At 45.1% G+C, this 20,507-nt stretch carries 19 protein-coding genes and 1 tRNA gene; 8 read left to right on the top strand and 12 right to left on the bottom strand.

Annotated features, from left to right (window positions below; translation table 11 throughout):
• Window positions 1–146: 146 nt before the first annotated feature.
• The 4 genes from RMO55_RS16580 to alr all read right to left on the bottom strand — a co-directional run bounded on the left by RMO55_RS16580 (window position 147) and on the right by alr (window position 4,233).
• On the bottom strand, window positions 147–854 hold the full coding sequence (locus RMO55_RS16580) for a peptidylprolyl isomerase (protein ID WP_310428264.1): 708 nt from the start codon (window positions 852–854) through the stop codon (window positions 147–149).
• A 289-nt stretch (window positions 855–1,143) separates the two neighbouring features.
• Window positions 1,144–1,938 carry an SIMPL domain-containing protein gene (locus RMO55_RS16585; RefSeq protein WP_310428267.1) on the bottom strand — a complete coding sequence of 265 codons (795 nt, stop codon included), beginning with the start codon at window positions 1,936–1,938 and terminating at the stop codon, window positions 1,144–1,146.
• 136 nt (window positions 1,939–2,074) lie between these two features.
• Entirely contained in the window at window positions 2,075–2,860 is a 786-nt protein-coding gene (locus tag RMO55_RS16590) for a DUF1868 domain-containing protein (RefSeq protein WP_310428270.1), read from the bottom strand.
• Window positions 2,861–3,060: 200 nt separating this feature from the next.
• Window positions 3,061–4,233 carry an alanine racemase gene (alr, locus tag RMO55_RS16595; RefSeq protein ID WP_310428272.1) on the bottom strand — a complete coding sequence of 391 codons (1,173 nt, stop codon included), beginning with the start codon at window positions 4,231–4,233 and terminating at the stop codon, window positions 3,061–3,063.
• A 178-nt stretch (window positions 4,234–4,411) separates the two neighbouring features.
• Between alr and RMO55_RS16600 the strand changes: the two genes are divergently transcribed.
• The 3 genes from RMO55_RS16600 to RMO55_RS16610 are packed head-to-tail and all read left to right on the top strand — an operon-like array spanning window position 4,412 to window position 7,063.
• Complete coding sequence (locus tag RMO55_RS16600; RefSeq protein WP_310428274.1) at window positions 4,412–5,374, top strand: hypothetical protein; 963 nt, start codon at window positions 4,412–4,414, stop codon at window positions 5,372–5,374.
• 58 nt (window positions 5,375–5,432) lie between these two features.
• Complete coding sequence (locus tag RMO55_RS16605; protein ID WP_310428277.1) at window positions 5,433–6,533, top strand: aminoglycoside phosphotransferase family protein; 1,101 nt, start codon at window positions 5,433–5,435, stop codon at window positions 6,531–6,533.
• Window positions 6,530–7,063, top strand: a complete 534-nt coding sequence (locus RMO55_RS16610; protein WP_310428280.1) for a DOMON-like domain-containing protein — start codon at window positions 6,530–6,532, stop codon at window positions 7,061–7,063. The genes RMO55_RS16605 and RMO55_RS16610 overlap by 4 nt, the downstream gene beginning before the upstream one ends.
• A 105-nt stretch (window positions 7,064–7,168) precedes the next feature.
• Here RMO55_RS16610 and RMO55_RS16615 read toward each other — a convergent pair.
• Window positions 7,169–7,240: transfer RNA gene (locus RMO55_RS16615), tRNA-Gly, on the bottom strand.
• A gap of 240 nt (window positions 7,241–7,480) precedes the next feature.
• Here RMO55_RS16615 and RMO55_RS16620 point away from each other — a divergent pair.
• Complete coding sequence (locus tag RMO55_RS16620) at window positions 7,481–10,132, top strand: MBL fold metallo-hydrolase (protein ID WP_310428282.1); 2,652 nt, start codon at window positions 7,481–7,483, stop codon at window positions 10,130–10,132.
• Window positions 10,133–10,401: 269 nt separating this feature from the next.
• Here RMO55_RS16620 and RMO55_RS16625 read toward each other — a convergent pair whose 3' ends face one another.
• On the bottom strand, window positions 10,402–10,851 hold the full coding sequence (locus tag RMO55_RS16625) for a hypothetical protein (protein ID WP_310428285.1): 450 nt from the start codon (window positions 10,849–10,851) through the stop codon (window positions 10,402–10,404).
• Between the two features lie 3 nt (window positions 10,852–10,854).
• Entirely contained in the window at window positions 10,855–11,199 is a 345-nt protein-coding gene (locus RMO55_RS16630; protein WP_310428287.1) for a hypothetical protein, read from the bottom strand.
• 249 nt (window positions 11,200–11,448) lie between these two features.
• On the opposite strand from RMO55_RS16630, the gene RMO55_RS16635 reads away from it, so the two are divergent.
• Window positions 11,449–12,093 (top strand): acyl carrier protein phosphodiesterase, encoded by a 645-nt coding sequence (locus tag RMO55_RS16635; protein ID WP_310428289.1) that lies wholly within the window; start codon window positions 11,449–11,451, stop codon window positions 12,091–12,093.
• Window positions 12,094–12,374: 281 nt separating this feature from the next.
• Here the strand turns inward: RMO55_RS16635 and RMO55_RS16640 are convergent, their stop codons facing one another.
• The 4 genes from RMO55_RS16640 to RMO55_RS16655 all read right to left on the bottom strand — a co-directional run bounded on the left by RMO55_RS16640 (window position 12,375) and on the right by RMO55_RS16655 (window position 15,135).
• Window positions 12,375–12,731, bottom strand: coding sequence for a DUF5615 family PIN-like protein (locus RMO55_RS16640; protein WP_310428292.1), 357 nt, complete (start codon window positions 12,729–12,731; stop codon window positions 12,375–12,377).
• Window positions 12,731–12,973, bottom strand: a complete 243-nt coding sequence (locus RMO55_RS16645; protein WP_310428294.1) for a DUF433 domain-containing protein — start codon at window positions 12,971–12,973, stop codon at window positions 12,731–12,733. The genes RMO55_RS16640 and RMO55_RS16645 overlap by 1 nt, the downstream gene beginning before the upstream one ends.
• A 71-nt stretch (window positions 12,974–13,044) precedes the next feature.
• Window positions 13,045–13,266, bottom strand: a complete 222-nt coding sequence (locus tag RMO55_RS16650; protein WP_396134362.1) for a helix-turn-helix domain-containing protein — start codon at window positions 13,264–13,266, stop codon at window positions 13,045–13,047.
• Window positions 13,267–13,545: 279 nt separating this feature from the next.
• Window positions 13,546–15,135, bottom strand: a complete 1,590-nt coding sequence (locus RMO55_RS16655; protein ID WP_310428299.1) for a glycoside hydrolase family 57 protein — start codon at window positions 15,133–15,135, stop codon at window positions 13,546–13,548.
• Window positions 15,136–15,423: 288 nt separating this feature from the next.
• On the opposite strand from RMO55_RS16655, the gene RMO55_RS16660 reads away from it, so the two are divergent.
• The 3 genes from RMO55_RS16660 to ftsH all read left to right on the top strand — a co-directional run bounded on the left by RMO55_RS16660 (window position 15,424) and on the right by ftsH (window position 19,495).
• Window positions 15,424–16,614 (top strand): histidine kinase, encoded by a 1,191-nt coding sequence (locus tag RMO55_RS16660; protein ID WP_310428302.1) that lies wholly within the window; start codon window positions 15,424–15,426, stop codon window positions 16,612–16,614.
• A 229-nt stretch (window positions 16,615–16,843) separates the two neighbouring features.
• Window positions 16,844–17,416 (top strand): carbonic anhydrase, encoded by a 573-nt coding sequence (locus RMO55_RS16665; RefSeq protein WP_396134363.1) that lies wholly within the window; start codon window positions 16,844–16,846, stop codon window positions 17,414–17,416.
• A gap of 225 nt (window positions 17,417–17,641) precedes the next feature.
• A complete protein-coding gene (gene ftsH / locus RMO55_RS16670; protein ID WP_310428306.1) occupies window positions 17,642–19,495 on the top strand; it encodes an ATP-dependent zinc metalloprotease FtsH in 1,854 nt (617 codons plus the stop codon).
• Between the two features lie 127 nt (window positions 19,496–19,622).
• Here the strand turns inward: ftsH and RMO55_RS16675 are convergent, their stop codons facing one another.
• Entirely contained in the window at window positions 19,623–20,483 is an 861-nt protein-coding gene (locus RMO55_RS16675; RefSeq protein WP_310428307.1) for an MOSC N-terminal beta barrel domain-containing protein, read from the bottom strand.
• Between the last annotated feature and the right edge of the window lie 24 nt (window positions 20,484–20,507).

Raw genomic sequence — 20,507 nt, forward strand, 5'->3', positions numbered from 1 at the left:
GGCGTTTTTATTCGGGGGGAACCCCCGAATAAGAAAACGACAAGACAGCGGCTCACTTTTGGACGGGTTCCCCGTCAAAATAAGTGAGACAAGACAGGGGAAACCCCAAGACCGCACTTTTCGCTTTCAACTTTCAACTAATTTACCTATTTCTTCAGATTCTCAATCCCTTGAGTCACCTTCGCTGAGGTAATTTTATCACCTTGTTGAATCGTATCGATTAGTTCTAGACCCTGAGTAATTTTGCCAAATACAGCATAATTACCGTCGAGGAAAGCGATATCTGCGAGAGTAAAATAAAATTGGGAAGATGCAGAATCGGGAGCCTGAGATCTTGCCATCGCGATCGTGCCGCGTTTATGTTGGAGTTCTGGCACATCAGTAATAGTTTGACCGTAAACTGGTGCCGTTGCGCCTTTGGGTTTGATTTCTAGGGGAATTCGACGTTCGGCACTGGTTCCAGCGGGAATGTAGCCGCCACTGCCATTACCTTTCGGATCGCCACCTTGGACGACAAAAGGTTGAGGTTGACGAACCACACGATGGAAGGTTAAGCCATCATAAAATTTGCGCTGAACTAGATCGACAAAGTTACCAGCACTAATTGGGGCGTTATTACCATCCAACTCGATCGTAATTTGTTTGCCCTTGACAGTCATTACTACTGTCGCTTTGCCATTGAGTCTAGGTAATCCAGGGAATTGGTCGCTAGTTGGCACTGGGCTACCAGTCGGTGCTGGTGGCGTGTTGGGAGATGTGTTAGATTGCTGTTTGTTGGGACTATCGCAACCACCCAAAATTAGGGCACCCAAGAGACAACTAACTACGATTAAGCGTTGAAATGGTTTCTGCATCTGTATTATTCGGGGAATTAAATATTTTGTCAACTTAGTTTAAATCGATCGCGGCTTATTTAACTAGGACTGTTGAAAATCGATAGAGTTCCCCTCAGATCCTCCAGTACCGCTGTATACCCGACTTATTCAAGTCCTAAAGCAATCACGGCAACGGCTCATAAGTTAGCAACGACATCTGAAGATTCGATCGCAATGTCGGGGTTCGATTCTCATTCCAAGCCTCTGAGCTGACGTAAACGTCCCCTAATGAATGAAAGATTTCGATACCCCTTCACTTTCAACTAATTCAATAGCCGATATCCATCGTTACGCCTGCTTCTACTTGTTGTTCGCCACCAACGACAGGAGTGGCGGGAGCGACCTCAGCTACTTTCGCTCTCATCATCATTTCTGCTGCAACGGGAATTGGTGAGGGGCTAGAGGTATTATCAATCTTGATCCCGATAATTTCTTTCCGCTTGAGATTTAGACTTTCCAGCACTGCATCAGCTTGACGTTGGGCATCTTGAGTGGCTTGTTTGAGAGCTTGAATTTGGGCTGTAGAAATTGCCTGTTCGCTAGCGACAAAGCTCACCCCATCAATCCGTGTTGCACCATTTTTGACGGCAGCATCGAGGATTGCACCCGCTCGATCGGTAGTTACCCGAAAACTGATACTATTTGTGGACGTGTATCCAGTAATTTGAGGCTTACCATTACTAGGATAAATATAAGTGGGATTGAGGTTGATTCCCGTTGTTTGGAGCTTGTCTATCTGTTGAGTTTTGAGGTAATTTATGACCCGATCCGAACGCCTAGCTGCTTCCTGTTGAGCACTACTGGGGGTTTTGCCTTGGACTTCGATCGCTAGCCGAATTTGACTCAGTGTGGTAGGAATAGTCACAATGCCCCTACCACTGGCTGTTAGAGTTCGGGCGGGTTTCCGCTCTTGGGTATTCCCAGGCGCAATTCCTGCTATCAGTACAAAACTAGCTGTTAGTAAGATGGATAGAGCTGGTTTCCAGTTGCTGGAATGAGTAGGACTGGACTCGATTTGAGCACGTTTAGGCAAGTGGATCCAGAGCCGTTGAATTTTAGTCATTTGGGGAATTCTCTCAATACATGGAGTTAATGGGAATGACTGTCTCGAAAGTAAACATGTTTCCATCAAATCGGGATTTAAAAAAACGACAACCAAACTGGTTGTCGTTTACTATTTATTGACAATTCTTAACTACCTACAATTGAACGATTGGGAAATTCGGTTGTCGTTCATAGTTAGACATATCCGTGAACTTCCGCAATTGCCCTTGAGCTAAAATAATCTCTTGCGGATGGTCGAGCCAGTGCATGTTGTATTCTTGCAAAGTATCACTCAGACGAGCGCGATCGATCTCTCGATCGACATTAGCAAAATAAGCTAATGTTGTGTGAGCGGTAAAATAATACTGCTGCTCGATCCCGAGGGAAATCAAACTCGAACTTTGATAAATAGCCCGCCGAAAAGCGATAATTCGATCGTAACTATACTCATCTTTTGGTACTAAGCTTACTTCAATTGCACGAGGTCGGACAGTCAACCCCATGATTTGCCAGCGAATCGGCTTAGTTTCGACGAGCGAGTTCTGATAGATCTTAAAACTATCTTCAATGCGATCGAGTAATTTATGCTCAAAGTCAGGGTTGGCATCATTTGCCATCCGGTAAGCACTATCCCAAATCAAATCGGCTAGGGTGAAGTGAAAACTAGCTGGCTCGACTAAAACTAATAAATCTGGCTCCAATTGCTTGGTAAGCTGTTGCTGACATGCCGCCAAGTCTTGATAAACGCCACTATTGGCAGGATCTTCAGCCCCTGGTGGTGTAATCACGGAGTACCCAGGAAACGCTACTGCTTGCCGACTACCATCCGCAGCCAACCTGAACTTAGGTGATTCTTGGATATTTTTGACCTGAGACTCATAGGTGGCGGGTAAGGTCATTTTTGCCACGCGGTTGAGATAAGTGTGATAGGACTCGTCCACTCGCGATCGCCTCCTTGCCTTTGATATTTACTAACATTGCAATAATGTTACTTACCTGAATACATATACACTATTTCACTGACTCGCGATCGTCATTTTTTGCAATTCTTGATATTAGGGGTTCGGGGTTCGGGGTTCGGGGTTCGGGATTCAGTTTGATACATTTTGGATAAAGGTTTGTCTTAATCTCCTCACATACTCTATCCTCTACTCACTCTTGGTAAGCGATGTTTGAAGCCACAGAGGATTTCCCAGGAGATGGTGCCTAGTTCGTTTGCCCAATCGTCTGCGGTAATTTGGACGTTACCATCTCGTCCTAAAATTGTGACGATCTCTCCCACCTGAAGATCGGGAATCAGACTAACATCGAGCATAATTTGATCCATTGTAATCGAGCCAATTTGAGGAACTAACCGACCTCTAATCGCCACCTGCATTCGACCTGACAATCGTCTGGGAATGCCGTCAGCATAACCGATACCGACTATGGCTAACCGAATATCTCGATCGGCAATAAACCGATAACCATAACTTACACCCGTTCCAGCAGAAATATCTTTAACTTGAGTAATCCTGGCTTTGACACTCAAGACTGGCTGAAGATCGATGCTAGATTGCAAGTGCGTTGCTGGGCAAAGTCCGTATAAGATTAACCCTGGTCGAACTAACTGGTAGTGTAATCGATCGCCGACTAATATCGCTGCGGAATTGGCGAGATGGAGGAGGGGAAGTTCGTAACCAGCAGTACTAATCGCCGCAATTGCTCGCTGAAATCGATCGAGTTGCAACTCCATAACGGTAAGGTCTAGTTCGTCAGCGGTGGCTAAATGCGAGTACAAGCTGCCGATTTGCAGATAGGGTAGACTTTTGACCTCACCGAAAAAAGTGATAGCTTGCTGCCAATTTGTCCCCAATCTAGACATGCCCGTATCGAGCTTGAGATGGACGGTTAGAGGTGAGGTGGGTGGTAATTTGGCGACAGCTTTCGAGATCGAGATTGCCTGTTCGATGTTGCAAATTGTTGGTTGAAGCCCCCATTTGACGATCGCCTGTACCTGGACAGTGCTATTTACCGCACCCAAAATTAGAATTGGGGCGACTATTCCTGCCGATCTGAGTTCTATGCCTTCTGTCACAGTCGCAACAGCCAACCATTCAACGCCCTCGGCGACAACGGTTCGAGCGATATCGATCGCCCCATGTCCATAGGCATCGGCTTTGACTACCGCCATGACAGTAGTAGTTGGTGCCAATAAACTTTTAATCTGGCGCACATTATGTTTTAGAGCCGATCTGTCAATTTCTACCCAGGCGCGTTGTTGTTCCCAATCAATCGTTTGCGTAGCAGCCTCAGGGGAGAATTGACAATCCATAAATTAATAACGTTAAATTGCGTGAGTTTCGATCGGCTAAACATTACCATTGGCTGTTCATCTTAACTAGACAGACCAGAATGCACAACTCCCGATCCAATATACACGGGATTAGCATGAGAATTTAGAGTAGGATGAAGAAGACTCGCCAGTCTGTAATCTCATCGAATTTGTGTATATGAAACGACTCAAACGTCATCTGGTTAGTGCAATTGTCGTTGTTGTCATCATCATCGGAATTAGGTCGGCTCAAGACTTGCAAGATTGGAGTAAATTGCTTAGATATCAACCGTCACCAGAAATTGCCAGACTCGCAACAGTGACGACGATGACAGATACCGCTCGTCGATTATTTTACGTCAATCAACCGACGATCGAAAGCAGAAAATCGGCACTCAATCTCTGCCAGAGTTCCGAGCATACGGTAGTTTTGGGTTGTTATGTGTCGAACAAAGGAATTTTTCTCCAAGCCGTTACCGATCCGAGGTTGCAAGGCGTGATGGAAGTCACCGCAGCGCATGAAATGCTGCACGTTGCTTATCAACGAATGTCGTTATTCGAGCAGACACAAGTAGACAATCAGTTACAATCGGTATTGGAAAAAATTCAAAACCCACGTATCATCAAGCTCGTCCAGACATATAACGATCAAGATCCGAAGTCGGTGAATAATGAGCTACACTCGATTTTAGGTACTGAGGCGCGGAATCTCAGCCCCGAACTAGAGGAACATTATCAAATATATTTTACCAATCGATCGAAGATCGTCGCTTTATCAGAACAGTATGAAGGCGTATTCACCGCACTACGAGACAAGGCGAAGATTTTGACCAACCAGTTGATAACGCGCAAATCGGTACTAGAGCAATTATCCGTACAGGTAAAACAGGAGGCTGAAACGGTTGAATCAGAACGATCGAGTCTACAAAGCTCGATCGCCAGCAGTCCTCAAAGCGATTATAGTTTCCGCGTGTCCACTTTTAACAGTCGCGTCCAAAGCTACAATCAACTAGTCTCCCAACTCAGACAGCAAACTGACGAGTATAATCAACTAGTAACCGAGCATAATTCCCTCGCCTTGGAGGAAAAATCTCTGGTTGAATCCCTGGAAAACAAGTCAGCACAACAAGTTTCGAGATAGTTAATAGTTGCGATCTAAAATATTGCCAAATCCCGAATCCCCAACCCCTAAAAGAACATTGGATCGTCTGACTGGTATCGCTCAACAATTTGCTGCATCAAAACAGATTACTGCCGTTCGCGCCTTTGGGAATGGCAATATTAATGATACATTTCTCGTCACCGTTGTTGATGAAGTAGAACCTTGCTTTGTATTGCAACGGATCAATACTCATGTCTTTCAGCAACCTGCATTAGTGATGCAGAATATGCGGATCTTTACTCAGCATGTATGTGATAAATTGCAGTGCGAGTTAGATCTGCCAGATCGTCGCTGGTCAGTCCCACGAGTATTATTAACAATAGACAATCGAGATAGTTGGGTAGAACCCGATGGATCTTATTGGCGTGCAATTAGTTTTATCGATGGCTCGGAATCGATCGATATCATCCAGGATATCGAACATGGGCGCGAAGTTGGTTATGCGTTGGGGCGATTTCATCATTTAATTAGCGATCTAGATCCCACTCAATTAGCTGATACGCTGGAGGGGTTTCATATTACGCCCCAATATCTCGAAGATTATCATCGAGTACTACCGACGTATACAGGTGAGATCGATCGGCAAGTAGATTATTGTCTCAAGTTCATCCAGGCGCGGCAAGAATGGGCGCGAGTACTGGAGGATGCTAAAAGTGATGGTAAGCTGCCTTTACGACCGATTCACGGCGATCCCAAGGTGAATAACGTGATGATTTGTACGACGACCCAACAGGCGATCGGGATTATCGATCTCGATACGGTCAAGCCAGGGCTGGTACACTACGATATTGGTGATTGTTTGCGATCGGGTTGCAATCCGCTCGGTGAAGAGACGACAGAATGGGAACAGGTGCAATTTGATACGCAGATGTGTCGATCTATTTTAGCTGGATATCTCTCTCAAGCTAGTGGTTTTCTGACGGAATATGACTATGAATACCTATTCGATGGGATTCGATTGATTGCCTTTGAATTGGGGCTGAGATTTTTTACAGACCATTTGGCAGGTAATGTTTATTTCAAAGTTAAATATCCGACTCATAATCTCGATCGCGCATTAGTTCAATTTAAACTAACTGAGAGTATTGAAGACCAAGAGACAGCGATTCGATCGATTATTGAAGATTTACGTGCATGAATAAATTCACACTTCATCCTTTTCTCACTGAGAGCAGTTTACCGCTGATTAAAATCAGCGGTCAGATCGAGAGAGATAATCATATCCTGTCGATCGAGTACTTATTACAAGGCGATCTTAGTTCGGTATCGATCGCGGCACCTGTAAATAAACCTAGCCGTCAGTTTTATCTCTGGGAAGCTACCTGTTTCGAGTTCTTTCTCGGCGTTCCAGGCAATCGAAATTATTGGGAATTTAATCTCTCACCATCTGGAGATTGGAATGTCTTTCGCCTCGATGATTATCGCCAGGGTTTACGGGATGAAATAGCATTTACATCTCTGCCATTTACTGTCGATCGGTCTATTAATTTGATCGGGCTAAAACTAGCATTCGATCTGAGTGGAATTATGCCGATCGATCTATCTATAGAAATTGCGATCGCAACAGTGATTAAATCCACTCAGGGTGAGATGAGTTATTGGGCATTGAAACATAGTGGCAAAGAAGCTGATTTTCATCTCCGCGATAGTTTTACGATCGAGGGGTAAATTGGCGATCTCCACTGACTAACAATCCCGCAATTCAATGGTTGTGGCGTTAATTAATGGAAATTGGGCATGAGACTCGATCGTCGATCGAAAAATCTTGGATCAAGCGGGCGATGGGACTCGAACCCACGACGTTCACCTTGGGAAGGTGACATTCTACCACTGAATTACACCCGCATCGACTCCTTATCTTAACATAAAATTCGATTTTCAATACGACAACAGCAATTCCAAATTCTCCACCCCCGTTTCAAGAATAATCGATTGCTGCTGGTGGATTTGGGGCAATGGCAAACAAAGACGGGCGCGAGTCGCTGGTGCAAGAGATGAGTTGGATGATTAACATATAGAACTGTAGGGATATTTGCGACGACTACTGTACTGAATCCAATCCATAAATACCAACTAACGACGATCGTGTCCACTAATCATCAAGAGACTTCACTCGAACACTATTGTGAAATGACAGTTAGTGGCACGATCGCACCTGACGATCGAGAACCGACTAAACTAGTCCTAACTACCCGCGATGGAATTAAATTTCGCGCTGCGCCGTTGGGAGATATCACTCTGATTGAGGGTGATAAACAATGGCTGGTAATTCCGATTATGCAAACCGATGGAAATATTACTCGTTTGCAAATCGTTGGAGCGTATGCGGAGACTGCGCTTGAACCTGATAAATTCGTCTGTGTCGCCAGAATTTGCCAAGTCAGTCGCAAGCATAACATGGTCACGGCGAAGATTGACAAACATGGCGAAACTACGATTCGTCCAACATTTCTAAATCCGCCGGAAGCGATGAAAACGGGGCAATTGTGGCAAATTGTCGCCCAACGAGTCGGAACGACATTAGAGATTCTCAAAGCCACCCATCTCGATTCAACCGAAGGTGGGGAATCAACTGTTAAATCTCTCACCAGCGTTGCCCCTAAGACCATTTACAATGCCCGTAACCTGGATGGTGACCGGAAGGCTGAAATGACTCCTTTCGCCCTAGCCGCCCTAAATTTGGAGCTAACTGAGCGAGATTGGGAATTATCCCTCACTAGAGTCAAGGAGCCAATCTGGGAATGGGAGGCTCAAAGTTTAGTCCCGACAGAATTACGTGCCAGAGTACAGGTACATGGGCGGACTAAGGTGGCGCGAGTCTATGCGTATCCTCATCAGACTAAGTATGTTTCTGCTAAATCTACCGTTCCTACCGATGGGGGAGAATTAACAGTAAATGAGGATGATAAATATTTAGACAGATTAATTGTCACCCCGTTAGGTGCAGCTAGAGGGATTGGTGCGTCTTGTTTTCGGGTGCAAATTGGGCCATATGAGATCGTGATGGATGCGGGAACTCGCCCCAAGGGGAGCGATCCTTTACCTGCGTTTGAATTGTTAGAGCGTCCAAATTTGATGCTAGTTACTCACGCTCACCTCGATCATATTGGGGCGTTGCCGATTTTTCATCGCAATTTCCCCGATGTGCCGATGATTTGTACCCACGGGACACGGGAAATCGCTCATGTGATGCTGACAGATGGTTTGAAGGTGCAGACAGCACAACAGAAAGAGGGAAATGAAGACTTCGGACAGGTATTTTCTGCCGACGATCTCGATCGCACCCTATTCACGCTCCAAACTCAACCCGTCGGCGTAGACTTCTCGCCCCTCCCAGGCTTGACAGTGCGGTTCATTCATGCTGGGCATATCGTCGGTGCAGCCTGTATCTACATGAAATATGGGAATCGATCGATCCTCTATACAGGCGACTACAATACCACCAGCAGCCGCACCGCCGAGGGCTTGAAACTAGCCGATTTACCCGAAGCCGACATCCTCATCACCGAATCCACCTACGGCGCAGATACCCACCCCTCCCGCCGCAGCCAAGAGAGCGACTTGATCAAAGCGATCGTCGAAGTCGTCGCCGCAGGTGGTAACGTTTTAATACCAGCCTTCGCCCTCGGACGTGCTCAGGAAATCATCCTCGCCATCCGTACCAGTGCCCTATTCCATAGCGTCAATGTCCCCGTCTACGTCGATGGCTTAGTCCGCGAAGTCACCGACTTATTCCAAAACCAACTCGATTTACTCCCCGCCGCCGTCAAGAACTTCGCCAAAACCCAGTCCCCCTTCTTCAGCGAGAAATCCTCACCACGGATCATCTCGATCGGATCGCCCAAAGAACGCCCCCTCGCGATCGCTCACCCCTCAGTAGTAATCGCTAGTTCCGGCATGTTGACAGGTGGAGCCAGCATCGGCTATGCTAAAATCCTATTAGAACGGGAAAATGGGGCTATTTTCATCTCCGGCTATACCGACGAAGAATCCCCTGGACGTTTCCTCCAAAGCCTAGAACCAGATGCTGAAATCGAACTCGATGGTACCCCGCTCACCGTCAGAGCCAAAATTCAACGCTTTAATTTGTCTGCTCATGCCGATCGAGTCGGGATTACCCAAGTCATCCATCGTGTCAATCCCCAACACCTGATCCTGATCCACGGTTCCAAGTCCGCCCTCCACGAACTCTCCCGCGCTGGCGATTTACGCGATAAATATTGGATTCACATCCCCGAAGTCGGTGATACGATTACCTTCGGACAAGCACCCGAACACCTCTCCAAAGCTCAGGTAGCCAGAGTCGATGCGGGACAAGAATTTGAACTCGAAATCGAAGCTGAATTCGATGGTGCATGGCTCCGCATCGCCGATAGCGTGCTAGAAGATCCCCGTTGGCAACATTTAGCCGCAACGGGATTATTATCAGCAAAATGGACAAAAGGCGGATTGATGCTCAAACCCGCCAGTCATAAATCTTTTGCAGTTGACTCGGCGATTTTGAGTGGGATGGATTGTTGCGCGGTATGTGAGTTTTTCGATGGTTATCTCTGTCGCGGGGAGGAGAGTCCATTGTACAAGCGCGATGTCGATCCGACTGCGAAATGTCCAGCTTTTGTCCGTCAGGTTGTGGCGATTGAATCGATTGTTAATGGTGAAGAATCTTTGATTGAGCCTCTGGTTGAGGAAATCGATCTGGATCTGGATGAAGATGAGTTGAATGATGGAATTGATTAGACTCGACAGCAATTCCAAATTCAAACTTATTCCTATACGTCGTAGGGGCGGGTTTATGCGATCGATTACGAATCTTCTAAAAATCTAAATCAAACCCGCCCTCACCCACCAACAACCGATTTTCGTTCCGAAAGGCTTTGCCAACGAACATTACCGTCCATACCCGATCGAATCGCAATCGATATTGGCTGGTGGAGTCGGGCAGGTTCGTTCGATATTTCTGGAATTTTATCGATGGTTGTTTAAGTAAACAAAGCCCCTAAAGACAATCATACAAATACAACAGTAACCTTTGCAGTGCAACACTCTTGAATTATTAGCTTCTGCTGTTTTTCAGATACTTTACCAAAAAGATAAACGCACCGTTCATGTTCTGGATAGTAATGGCTGTAACTTACAACTTGTCCAATAGCGTGCTTATAACGTCTAACATTCTTGACCTCTATCACTTTAGAAGGTGTGAGAATATCAATTCGTCCACTTGCAGTAGGTACTTCAATCTGGCTACCAGGAATTTGTGCTGCTAAACGGTCTCGTATAGTTCTTTCCTTCTGAGAAATTTTTGGTTTAGGATAGCGACGAGTCCCATTTTGTAACTCTTCAAGAGCAGGTTTCAGAAGAGGAATTTGGTCATTGCACACTTCAATTATCAACTCTCCAGTTCTTTTGAAAGCGTCCTGAGCTAACTTACGAGCAAAATTTTCAAAATGATTACTCATTATCTAGCCAATCTCATGAAGATAATTTCTAATCTTCAACTTCAGATCTTTTGATATAGGATACGAATCAACTTCTCTTTCAATATCTGATTTTGTTTTCCCTTTCTTGTAGAGTTCATCTACAACTCCCTGAAACATTTTTTCAAATCCATACTCTGCTAGTCCTTTAGACATCAAGCCCAAAATTCCAAGTACAGCAATCCCGCCTATCATCCCAAATGGGCCACCAAGCATCGCCAATGCTGTTGTTAGTGCTGCTGCACCTGCAAAACCCGCAACAGACATAGCTACTAGAAGAACTAGACCAGGCACTCCTAACGCAGCAATTTTATCTACAATTTGATCCACTCTTAAATACTCCTGGATTAAAATCTAATACTTGGTCTAAACTATTCGTTAGACGCACAGTCTCAGTCTAGTATACCCATCTGAGCTAGATAGATCTCGATCCGCACGAACCGACTACCAAAACCAGTTTTGCGGTTTAAAGCTTTGTAGGGTGGGCAAAATATAGTAAGACATCTTCAGTTAGTTCACTACTAACTTTTGCCCACCATTATAAACGCTATCGCTCAGTCGATAAAAATTGATAATATTATGAACTGGCTTGCTCACATCTTACTGTCAGAACCAAACGTTGACAATCGCTTAGGTAATTTATTAGGCGATTTGGTGAAAGGGAAAGATTTAGATGGACTCAATTGTAATTTAAGGCGAGGTGTCAGTAGACATTACGCTATTGATAAATTTACCGATAGCCATCCAATTGTCAAAATCAGCAAGAAAAGGATCGATAAAGAGTATAGTAAGTTTGCGGGAATATTAATCGATGTTTTTTACGACCATTTACTAGCAAAGAATTGGGCGATGTATTCTGATACTATCTTCACTGATTTTACGGCAGAGATATATGAATCATTTCAAAAATATTCAGGCGATATTCCACTATCAGCTAGACAAATAATCGGGTATATGGTGGATGGCGATTGGTTAACTAGCTATCAACATTTATCTGGTGTAGAAAATGCTCTAGACAGAATCGATTATCGAATTAAAGCTAGGATGGGTGAAAGAATTAAGCTTCTTGATGCAATGCCAATACTCGAACGGGAATCGATCGATCTCGAACGAGATTTTCATTCTTTCTTGCCAAAATTACAGCAACATATTCAAGATTGGACGATAAGTAGTGTGAGTTCTGGACAAGGAAAATTGATTTGCTCCGCTCCAGCACCGCCCTGAACTATAAGTGTCTCGTTCCGAGAGGCTACGCCAACGGGCTAATAGCGAAAGTCCATTGAAATGGACTGAGTAAAATCAGACAGTTCTCTGAAGAGAACTTTTGTTATTAGCCCCAAATTCATTTGAGGGCGGTGCAGAAACGAAGCTAGGATTCATCAGAATTTAGAATAATAGAATGAATCAAAGATTTTCGTTGGCTGTGATTAGATTAACGACTAGGTTGGAGGCTAGTTGGGGCATATCCCCGACTTCTTGAAGAAGTCGGGGATATCGTAATGCAATTATGGTAAGGGGCGTTGACGAATTTTATCGCGTTCAACTATTGTAAACCTTCCCTCAAACTGTAATTCTTCGGTCTGTAACAAATTCAATAATAGTGATGCTGGCTCTTCTGGTGAGTGAGGACGAAATCGTAAATAAATGACACCTTTTGGCGCAGGTAAACGAAAACGATAGATGAGTTCGCCATAATCGCGGTCGAATGTCAAAATTATTCGTTGCTCATTTACCGCACGAGCCAAGACTTCTGTATCTTCAATTCCTGGAGAATCTTCAGTCACAGAAGTGACATCATAACCTGATTGTCGGAGCAGTCGAACGCTAATTAACGGAAAATTTTCATCGGCTATAAGCTGCATTAGCTTGCCTCAGATAATAAGGATGTGTAATATACATCTTCTTGAAGACACTCCGCCGCAAAAGCGAATACAGCTTGGATCGATCGAGTATTAAGTGTTGGATAGTTCTCTAAAACTTGTTGCTCTGTCCAACCTTCTGAAAATAGCCCCAGAATGAATTCAACCGATAATCGCGTTCCTTTAATTACAGGCTTCCCCAGCAGAATTTTAGGATCTGAATGAATATGTGTTTTCCAGTTCACGATCGGTTTACCTCTTGAAGAGTTTTGTTTATTATGCTCTATTTGACTGTGAAAAATACCAATACTGCTGATTAACGACTAGGTTGGAGTACTACTTTATCGACTAGTTCGTTGGCGTAGCCTCTCGGTACGAGAATCGACAAAACCTTGGCAATTTCTAACAATCTGTCGAACCCCACAGCCTGATAATGATTGGCTTCATATCGCTGAATTTGTTGTTCTTTAATCCCGATCGTATCTGCTAGTTCTCCTTGACTCATTCCGGCTGATATTATCGCCTTAATTAATGCAATTGGTAGTTCTGATAGACGATCGTAATTCTTACCTTACCATCTTTCAAATTCTCGTACTCGCTTATCTCCCCATACATCTCCTGAATTTGATCTTCCAAAGCTGCACATTGCATTCTCATCAACCGAGGATGACTATTAGTAGCTAGTTCTCGGTTTTCCAGGAGTGTCGATAAATTTAGCTCTAAATCTTTTCGGCGTTGCTGAATTAATGTATGATTTGCTGTTGAGACAAGCCCTGAAATTTAAAGTGGGAGCAATTTGTGGATTGCCCCCACTTTATTACAATGGTCGATAAGCTCGGTAATTAATACTGGGGAAAATATTATCCATCGTTTCGACTTTTTCCAACCAGCCACTATCGACTTTCCCTTCTTTGAGTTCGTCGTAGAGCTTGTGGAAGCGGACTAGGTGCGATCGAGTGCGCCGGATGGCATATGGTACCATCGTCCCAGTCCGCATGATAAATGCCCAGTCAGAGGATTGCGCGAGTAATAGTTCTCGTGCGGCTTGATTGAGTGCGCGCCATTGCAATTCGTCGGCTGGCTCCATCCGTGCTAATTCGATCATTCGCTCTGCACCCTTGTGGAGGTGAGGATACACCCATGCATTAGTTTCATTCAACCAGTACTCGTGGAAACCTTTATACCCCCAACTAGATTGAGCGGGACGACACACCTGTTGGGTGGGTTGAGCACGGAGATAGTCCGCTAAGTGGGTGATTTGATAAGTCTGTTGATCGTACCAAGATTTGCGGAAGAAGTAATCGATGAACCAAGGGCCTTCATACCACCAGTGACCGAATAATTCGGCATCGTAGGGCGAGACAATCAGCGGTGGACGTGGCATCATTCCCGCGAGATTTGTCACCTGTTGCTGGCGATTGTACATGAAGTTCTGAGCGTGATCGGCTGCTTTCTCCTTTGCCCAATAGGGATCGTAGAGAGCTTTCTCACCACCAGTTTTCGAGGTGATTTTGTGGTATTTAATGCCGATATTCTTTCGTTGACCGTTGGGCATAATGTACGGCTTAATATAGTCGTAATCCGCATCCCAACCTAAATCTTTATAAAATTCTCGATATTCTGGTGCGCCAGGATATCCCACCATCGACGACCATACTTGTTGGGAAGACTCCTGATCTCGACCGAATGCTGCTACCCCAGTTTCGGTAAAGATCGGCGCGTAGTTACCAAAACGCGGACGAGGACGGGCGTACATAATCCCATGTCCGTCGGTGAGGAAATAGCGCAAACCAGCATCCGCCAGCATCCGTTCTAGTCCTTCATAGTAGGCACATTCTGGCAGCCAAATCCCTTTTGGAGCGCGACCAAAATTTTCTTCATAATGTTCGCACGCTACCCGAATTTGCGCCCACACCGCTTCGGGATACATTTTCATCAGCGGTAAGTAGCCGTGAGTCGCACCGCAAGTGATGATTTCGAGGTTATTGCTATCTAAAAATCCTTTGAAGGCACCGATTAAATCTCGATTGTGTCGTTCCCAAGTTTTCCGAATTGCGGCAAATTCTTTAACATAATACTCTGCTAAGTACTTGAGATGTCCGTTATCTTTGTTGGTATCGATCTCTTTGAGGGCTAATTCTTCTAACTTGCCCAGATGCTCGTCATATCGATCTTGGAGCAAGGGGTCGCGTAGCATAGACACCAATGGTGGAGTCATGCTCATGGTAATTTTGAAGTCGATGCCGTCCCGTTTTAATCCCTCAAAAACGTGGAGCAGAGGAATATAAGTTTCGGTGATGGCTTCATACAGCCATTCTTCTTCAAGGACAAAATCACTTTCAGGATGGCGAACAAAGGGGAGATGAGCGTGTAGGACTAACGCAACATAACCGAGTGGAGTACTCATAGGGATAGCGTGTGGGAACAGCGAGTGGCAGATAGTTAAGACACTATCGTTAATATTAGCGTGAACGAACCCCACTCGCTTGCGAAGTTGGCTGCGACATAACACAATTAACAGTGAGCAATCACTATCATCGATCGAATAATTACATTTTTTTAAATAATGTTAAATTTTTGTTAATAAAACTACAGATCTGGTTCATACTTAAATTTGGTTAATATTTAATAACCTTCACAATTGCCCAACCTAGCTCTCGATTCTCTATCGGAGAGGCTACGCCAACGAGAATGAATGCCAATCGATCGCTATCCACCCAGTAATTCGTCAAGATCGTTACAGCTACTGCTGTTCCTTGATGAGCGTATGACTAGCTATATTCACAATCAAGAGATCCGTGACAAATTAGCGATCCTTAATGCCGAGCGTTCTTTCGAGCTAAAAGTTGTCGATGTTGGCAAACAACCAGATTTGGCCGAACATTATCGGGTAATTGCTACGCCAGCACTAGTAAAGCTGTCTCCAGCCCCCCGCCAGATCTTAGCAGGTAGCAACCTGATCGATCGCATCGATAACTGTTGGGAAGGTTGGCAAGAAGAGTTATTTTTGGAAGGCAACGATCTGCCGATAGATTATGGTGAATCGACGAATTCAGATTGCGAACAAAAGGAAAAGTTCGGATTGAGTGACTCGATCGGTTATGTGAGTAAACTGATTAAGTTGACTGATGAAGTTTTTCGGCTCAAACAAGATAAAGAAGAGTTACTCGATCGGTTAAAATTGCAAGATCGCGCGATGTCTGTATTGGCTCACGATCTGCGAAATCCTCTGACTGCAGCAGCATTGGCATTAGGCACCTTAGAAATTATCCATAATCCTGTGGATTATCGTGCCAATTCCTTGGAGCCAGAAACAATCGCCAGATTAATCGAAAGTGCGCGCATTCAACTACAATCGATCGATCGCTTAGTTACTGACATTTTGCAACCGCTAGCCAATCATAGTACTGAGTTAGATCTCCGTCCCCAAAAACTCGATTTGACTCAAGTAGTTTCAGCCGTCATTGCGCAACTAGATACTCAATTTCAAACGAAAGGACAAGTTATTACCACCGATATCCCTCAAGATATCCCCTGTGTCTATGGCGATATTGATAAACTACGTCAGGTAATTATCAATCTGTTGGACAATGCGATCAAATATACACCCGATCGCGGTCGCATTCATATCAGCGCGCTCCATCGCACCGCTCAAACCATTCAAATGAGTATTTGTGACAATGGGTTGGGCATTCCCGCCGAAAACCAGAAACGGATCTTCCAAGATCGCCACAGGCTCGAGCGAGATCTGTCTCAATCCGGCTACGGTATTGGTTTAGCTGTTTGTCAACAGATCGTTCGCGCACATTACGGACAAATTTGGGTAGAATCTGTACTAGGGAAGGGAAGTGTGTTTAATTTTACACTATTGGTATATCAGGGGTAGGTGAGTGGGGGAGTACGGGAGTGGGGGCGTACGGGAGTACAGCCTAATAAACGATCTAATACACCCCAACACCCTATATTCTGGATTGCCGTACTTGCGAACCTACCGTGAGACCGACAGCTTTTGGTAGAATAGATAGTATAGATTTTCCACCACCAACCACAATCGCTACACCACTAGTAACAGTGACATGGTAGGGTTGAATTTTTCTAAATTAGAGCAAACTAACATGCGGGATAGTTGTCAGTGTTTTCAGCACGATCGTGTAGCCTCGCACATCACCAATCGCCGTCAATTTCTCCGTCATCTCGTTGGAGCGGGAGTGCTGACTACAGCTAGTCTGATCGACCCTGCTATTGCCAGAGCTGAAAAAAAAGTCCCCAAAGCTCTAGTCCTAAGTTGTATCGATTATCGAATTCTCGAAGCAGAACGCTACTTTCTTTCGCTCCAAAATCTGGGCGGACAGTACGATTTTACTGCACTGGCTGGGGCTTCGCTGGCTTTGAGTGGAATGCCCCACCAGTATGATGCTGACGCATTTTGGGATCAATTGGATATCTCCTATCGTCTCCATCATATCAAGAAGGTAATTATTCTCGATCACCAAGACTGTGCTGTGTTTCAATATAAGATCGATCCCAATCTCGCCGATAATCCTGCATTGGAACTCACTACCCATACGGAATACCTGAGTCGGGCGTATTGGGCAATCCGAGATCGCTACCCAGATCTCAATATCGAACTCTACTTTGTCAACCTCAATACAGATGTCAAGCAAATCTCCCCGTTAGCTAAGGTGTAAGAATGGGGATTCGGGATTCGGGGTTCGGGATTCGGGATTTGGGATTCGGGTAATTTCACCATCCACTATTTCCTAAAATGTTAATTCCGCTGGCAAATATGGCAATAATAAAACTGAAGCTACACTAGAAGATATACAAGTCTCGATTGCAGGTCGAAGTGCGAACCAACCACTAAAGACAAAATAGTCCGCATCAGGTGCAGGTATAAGGATATAAAGAAATATATGCATAACAGTTCCCAGGTCTCATCAAAGCGATTTTCTAAGTCATTGTGGCGATTAGCGGCTGGCTTGCTAATCGCTCAGGGAGTTGTTTGGGGTAGTCCAGTGCTTGCCAAAAACGATCCCAACACGCTTACCTATGGAGAACTATTCAGGGAGGTCGATCGTGGGGTAGTCTCGAAGGTAGAACTCGATCCAGTGACCAAGATCGCGAAAGTCACCCTCAAGGATACCACCGCAAATAACAAACTGCGGATGAAAGAGGTGACATTATTAGAAGATAATGCCGAGTTGTACAGTAAGCTCAATGAGAAAGGTGTCGAATTTGGCGTTCAGAAGTCGGCTGATAAGAATGCCATTTTTGGACTACTGGGCAATGTCCTGCTCTTAGTTTTCGTGATTACCGTATTATCCGCAATTATCCGTCGATCGGGTAGTGCTGGCGGACAAGCTCTAAACTTTGGGAAGTCTCGCGCCCGCTTTCAGATGCAGGCAAAAACGGGCGTGATGTTTGACGATGTGGCTGGGATTGAGGAAGCCAAAGAAGAACTCCAAGAAATCGTCACTTTCTTGCAAGAGCCAGAACGGTTTACCTCTGTGGGTGCCAAAATTCCCAAGGGCGTGCTCTTAGTCGGATCGCCAGGTACTGGTAAAACCCTGATGGCTAAAGCGATCGCTGGTGAAGCAGGTGTGCCATTTTTCAGTATTTCCGGCTCGGAATTCGTCGAAATGTTCGTCGGTGTTGGCGCGTCCCGCGTCCGCGATTTATTTAAAAAAGCCAAGGAAAATGCTCCCTGCTTGGTCTTCATCGATGAAATCGACGCAGTGGGTCGTCAGCGGGGCGTAGGCATCGGTGGCGGTAACGATGAGCGGGAACAGACGCTCAATCAATTGCTGACCGAGATGGACGGATTTGAGGGCAATAATGGGGTAATTATCATTGCGGCGACCAACCGCCCCGATGTACTCGATACCGCGCTACTACGTCCCGGACGATTCGATCGACAAGTACAAGTCGATCCCCCCGATTACAAAGGTCGAGTGGCAATTCTCAAGGTTCACGCTCGCGATAAAAAAGTCGATCCCGCAGTCTCGCTGGAAGCAGTAGCGCGACGCACTACTGGTTTTACTGGCGCAGATTTAGCCAATTTATTAAATGAGGCGGCAATTTTTACCGCTCGTCGTCACAAAGACGCAATCACCATCGCTGAAATTGACGATGCGATCGATCGCGTGATTGCCGGAATGGAGGGTAAGGTCGTCGCGGATGGTAAATTTAAGCGGATGACTGCTTACCACGAGATCGGTCATGCTTTACTGATGACTTTACTCAAGGAACACGAACCAGTCCAAAAAGTTACCGTCTTACCTCGCGGTCAAGCTATCGGGATTACCTGGTCGATGCCTAATGAGGAGAATGGACTAGAAAGTCGCGCCAAACTACTAGCGATGATTACTGTCAGCCTGGGCGGTCGTGCGGCTGAGGAAGTCGTCTTCGGTAAAGATGAGGTCGATTCCGGCGCGAGTAACGATATCCAACGCCTAACCCGCATTGCGCGGGGAATGGTGACTCAAATGGGTATGTCCGAACTCGGGTTGGTGGCGATGGATACCGAGCATCAAGAATACTCAGAATCAATTGCAGCACAAATCGATCGAGAGATTCGTAAGATTGTCAAGGACTGTCATCAGCAAGCTGTCGATCTACTCCAATCCCATCGCTGGTTAATGGATATTTTGGCAGACATTCTCATCGATAAAGAAACGATTGATGGAGACGAGTTTCGCCAAATCGTCGAGCGTGAAACAGATCGACATGGAATCAAGCAAAATAAGCCGGCATTAGCAGGATCTTAATTATACTTTTCACGGTCACAATCTGAATCTCAACCTTAAAAAATAGCTCTGTTAGTCGAGTACTAGCATGGCTATTTTTGTGGTTAATGTTAGCGCGGGATAATAAGGACAAGAGTGTTAAGCCAACTTAACTTAGTCGCGCAGCGATGGGCTTTACTTGTAGTAAATCGCCAGTATTTAAAAACTTACCAGCTTCAACTAATGGAATTTGGGTGTTAACACCCAATCGATAAAAATGGTTGAATCTCATAAATCCCATCCACCCACTAACTTTAGTCAGAAGTGTTTGCTGACGCTGCTGCTGGAAAATCTGTTGAAAATTAGGAGTGATATTACCCGTGAGAGCATCACGAGTGGGCACGATACAGCGTTGACAAGGATTGATACCTTGAAATTGGACATTACCCAGTTGAAAATCAACTACTTTTCCTGGTGCGTCAAATAGTCGATCTTCCCAAAAAGCTGGAATGCCACTCAATTCTAAATTAGTTCTAAATCTGCGCCGGACTTCGGCTAAATCTAGATCGGGAAACCAAGTGCAAACTGTCTCCAAGGTGCTTGTACTGATAATTGTCGGACCATAAGCATTTAAGTCATCTGGGAAGCCTCCGACGGCATTTTCGATGAGGTGGACAGGAAAACCAAAGAATTGACTCAACCATCGAGCTAGTTCGGGGCGTTCGGTAGTCAATGAAAATGTCTGAATAGTAGGATTGTCCGCCGTATGGATACTAATTACCAATTGCCGTTCTAAACCTGTATCGACAAGATCGAATTGACTGCGTAATTGCTGGGTTTTAGCAGTGCGTTTTGCATTGACAACTTTACCTTTATCATCCACGATTGCCCACCGTCGATCGAATGCTAATGCACCACCTGCGGAGATCGAAGATCGATCGACTATTTTCCCATCCAGTGATTTAATTGGATAAATGACGATCTGCGTTAACGTTGGTTGCAGATCGCGCCCGATTTCCGAAATCATCATCGATAATTATCCTCAATAATTACA

This window comes from Chamaesiphon sp. VAR_48_metabat_135_sub (genome assembly GCF_031418915.1).
In the GTDB taxonomy this organism is placed as follows: Bacteria; Cyanobacteriota; Cyanobacteriia; order Cyanobacteriales; family Chamaesiphonaceae; genus Chamaesiphon.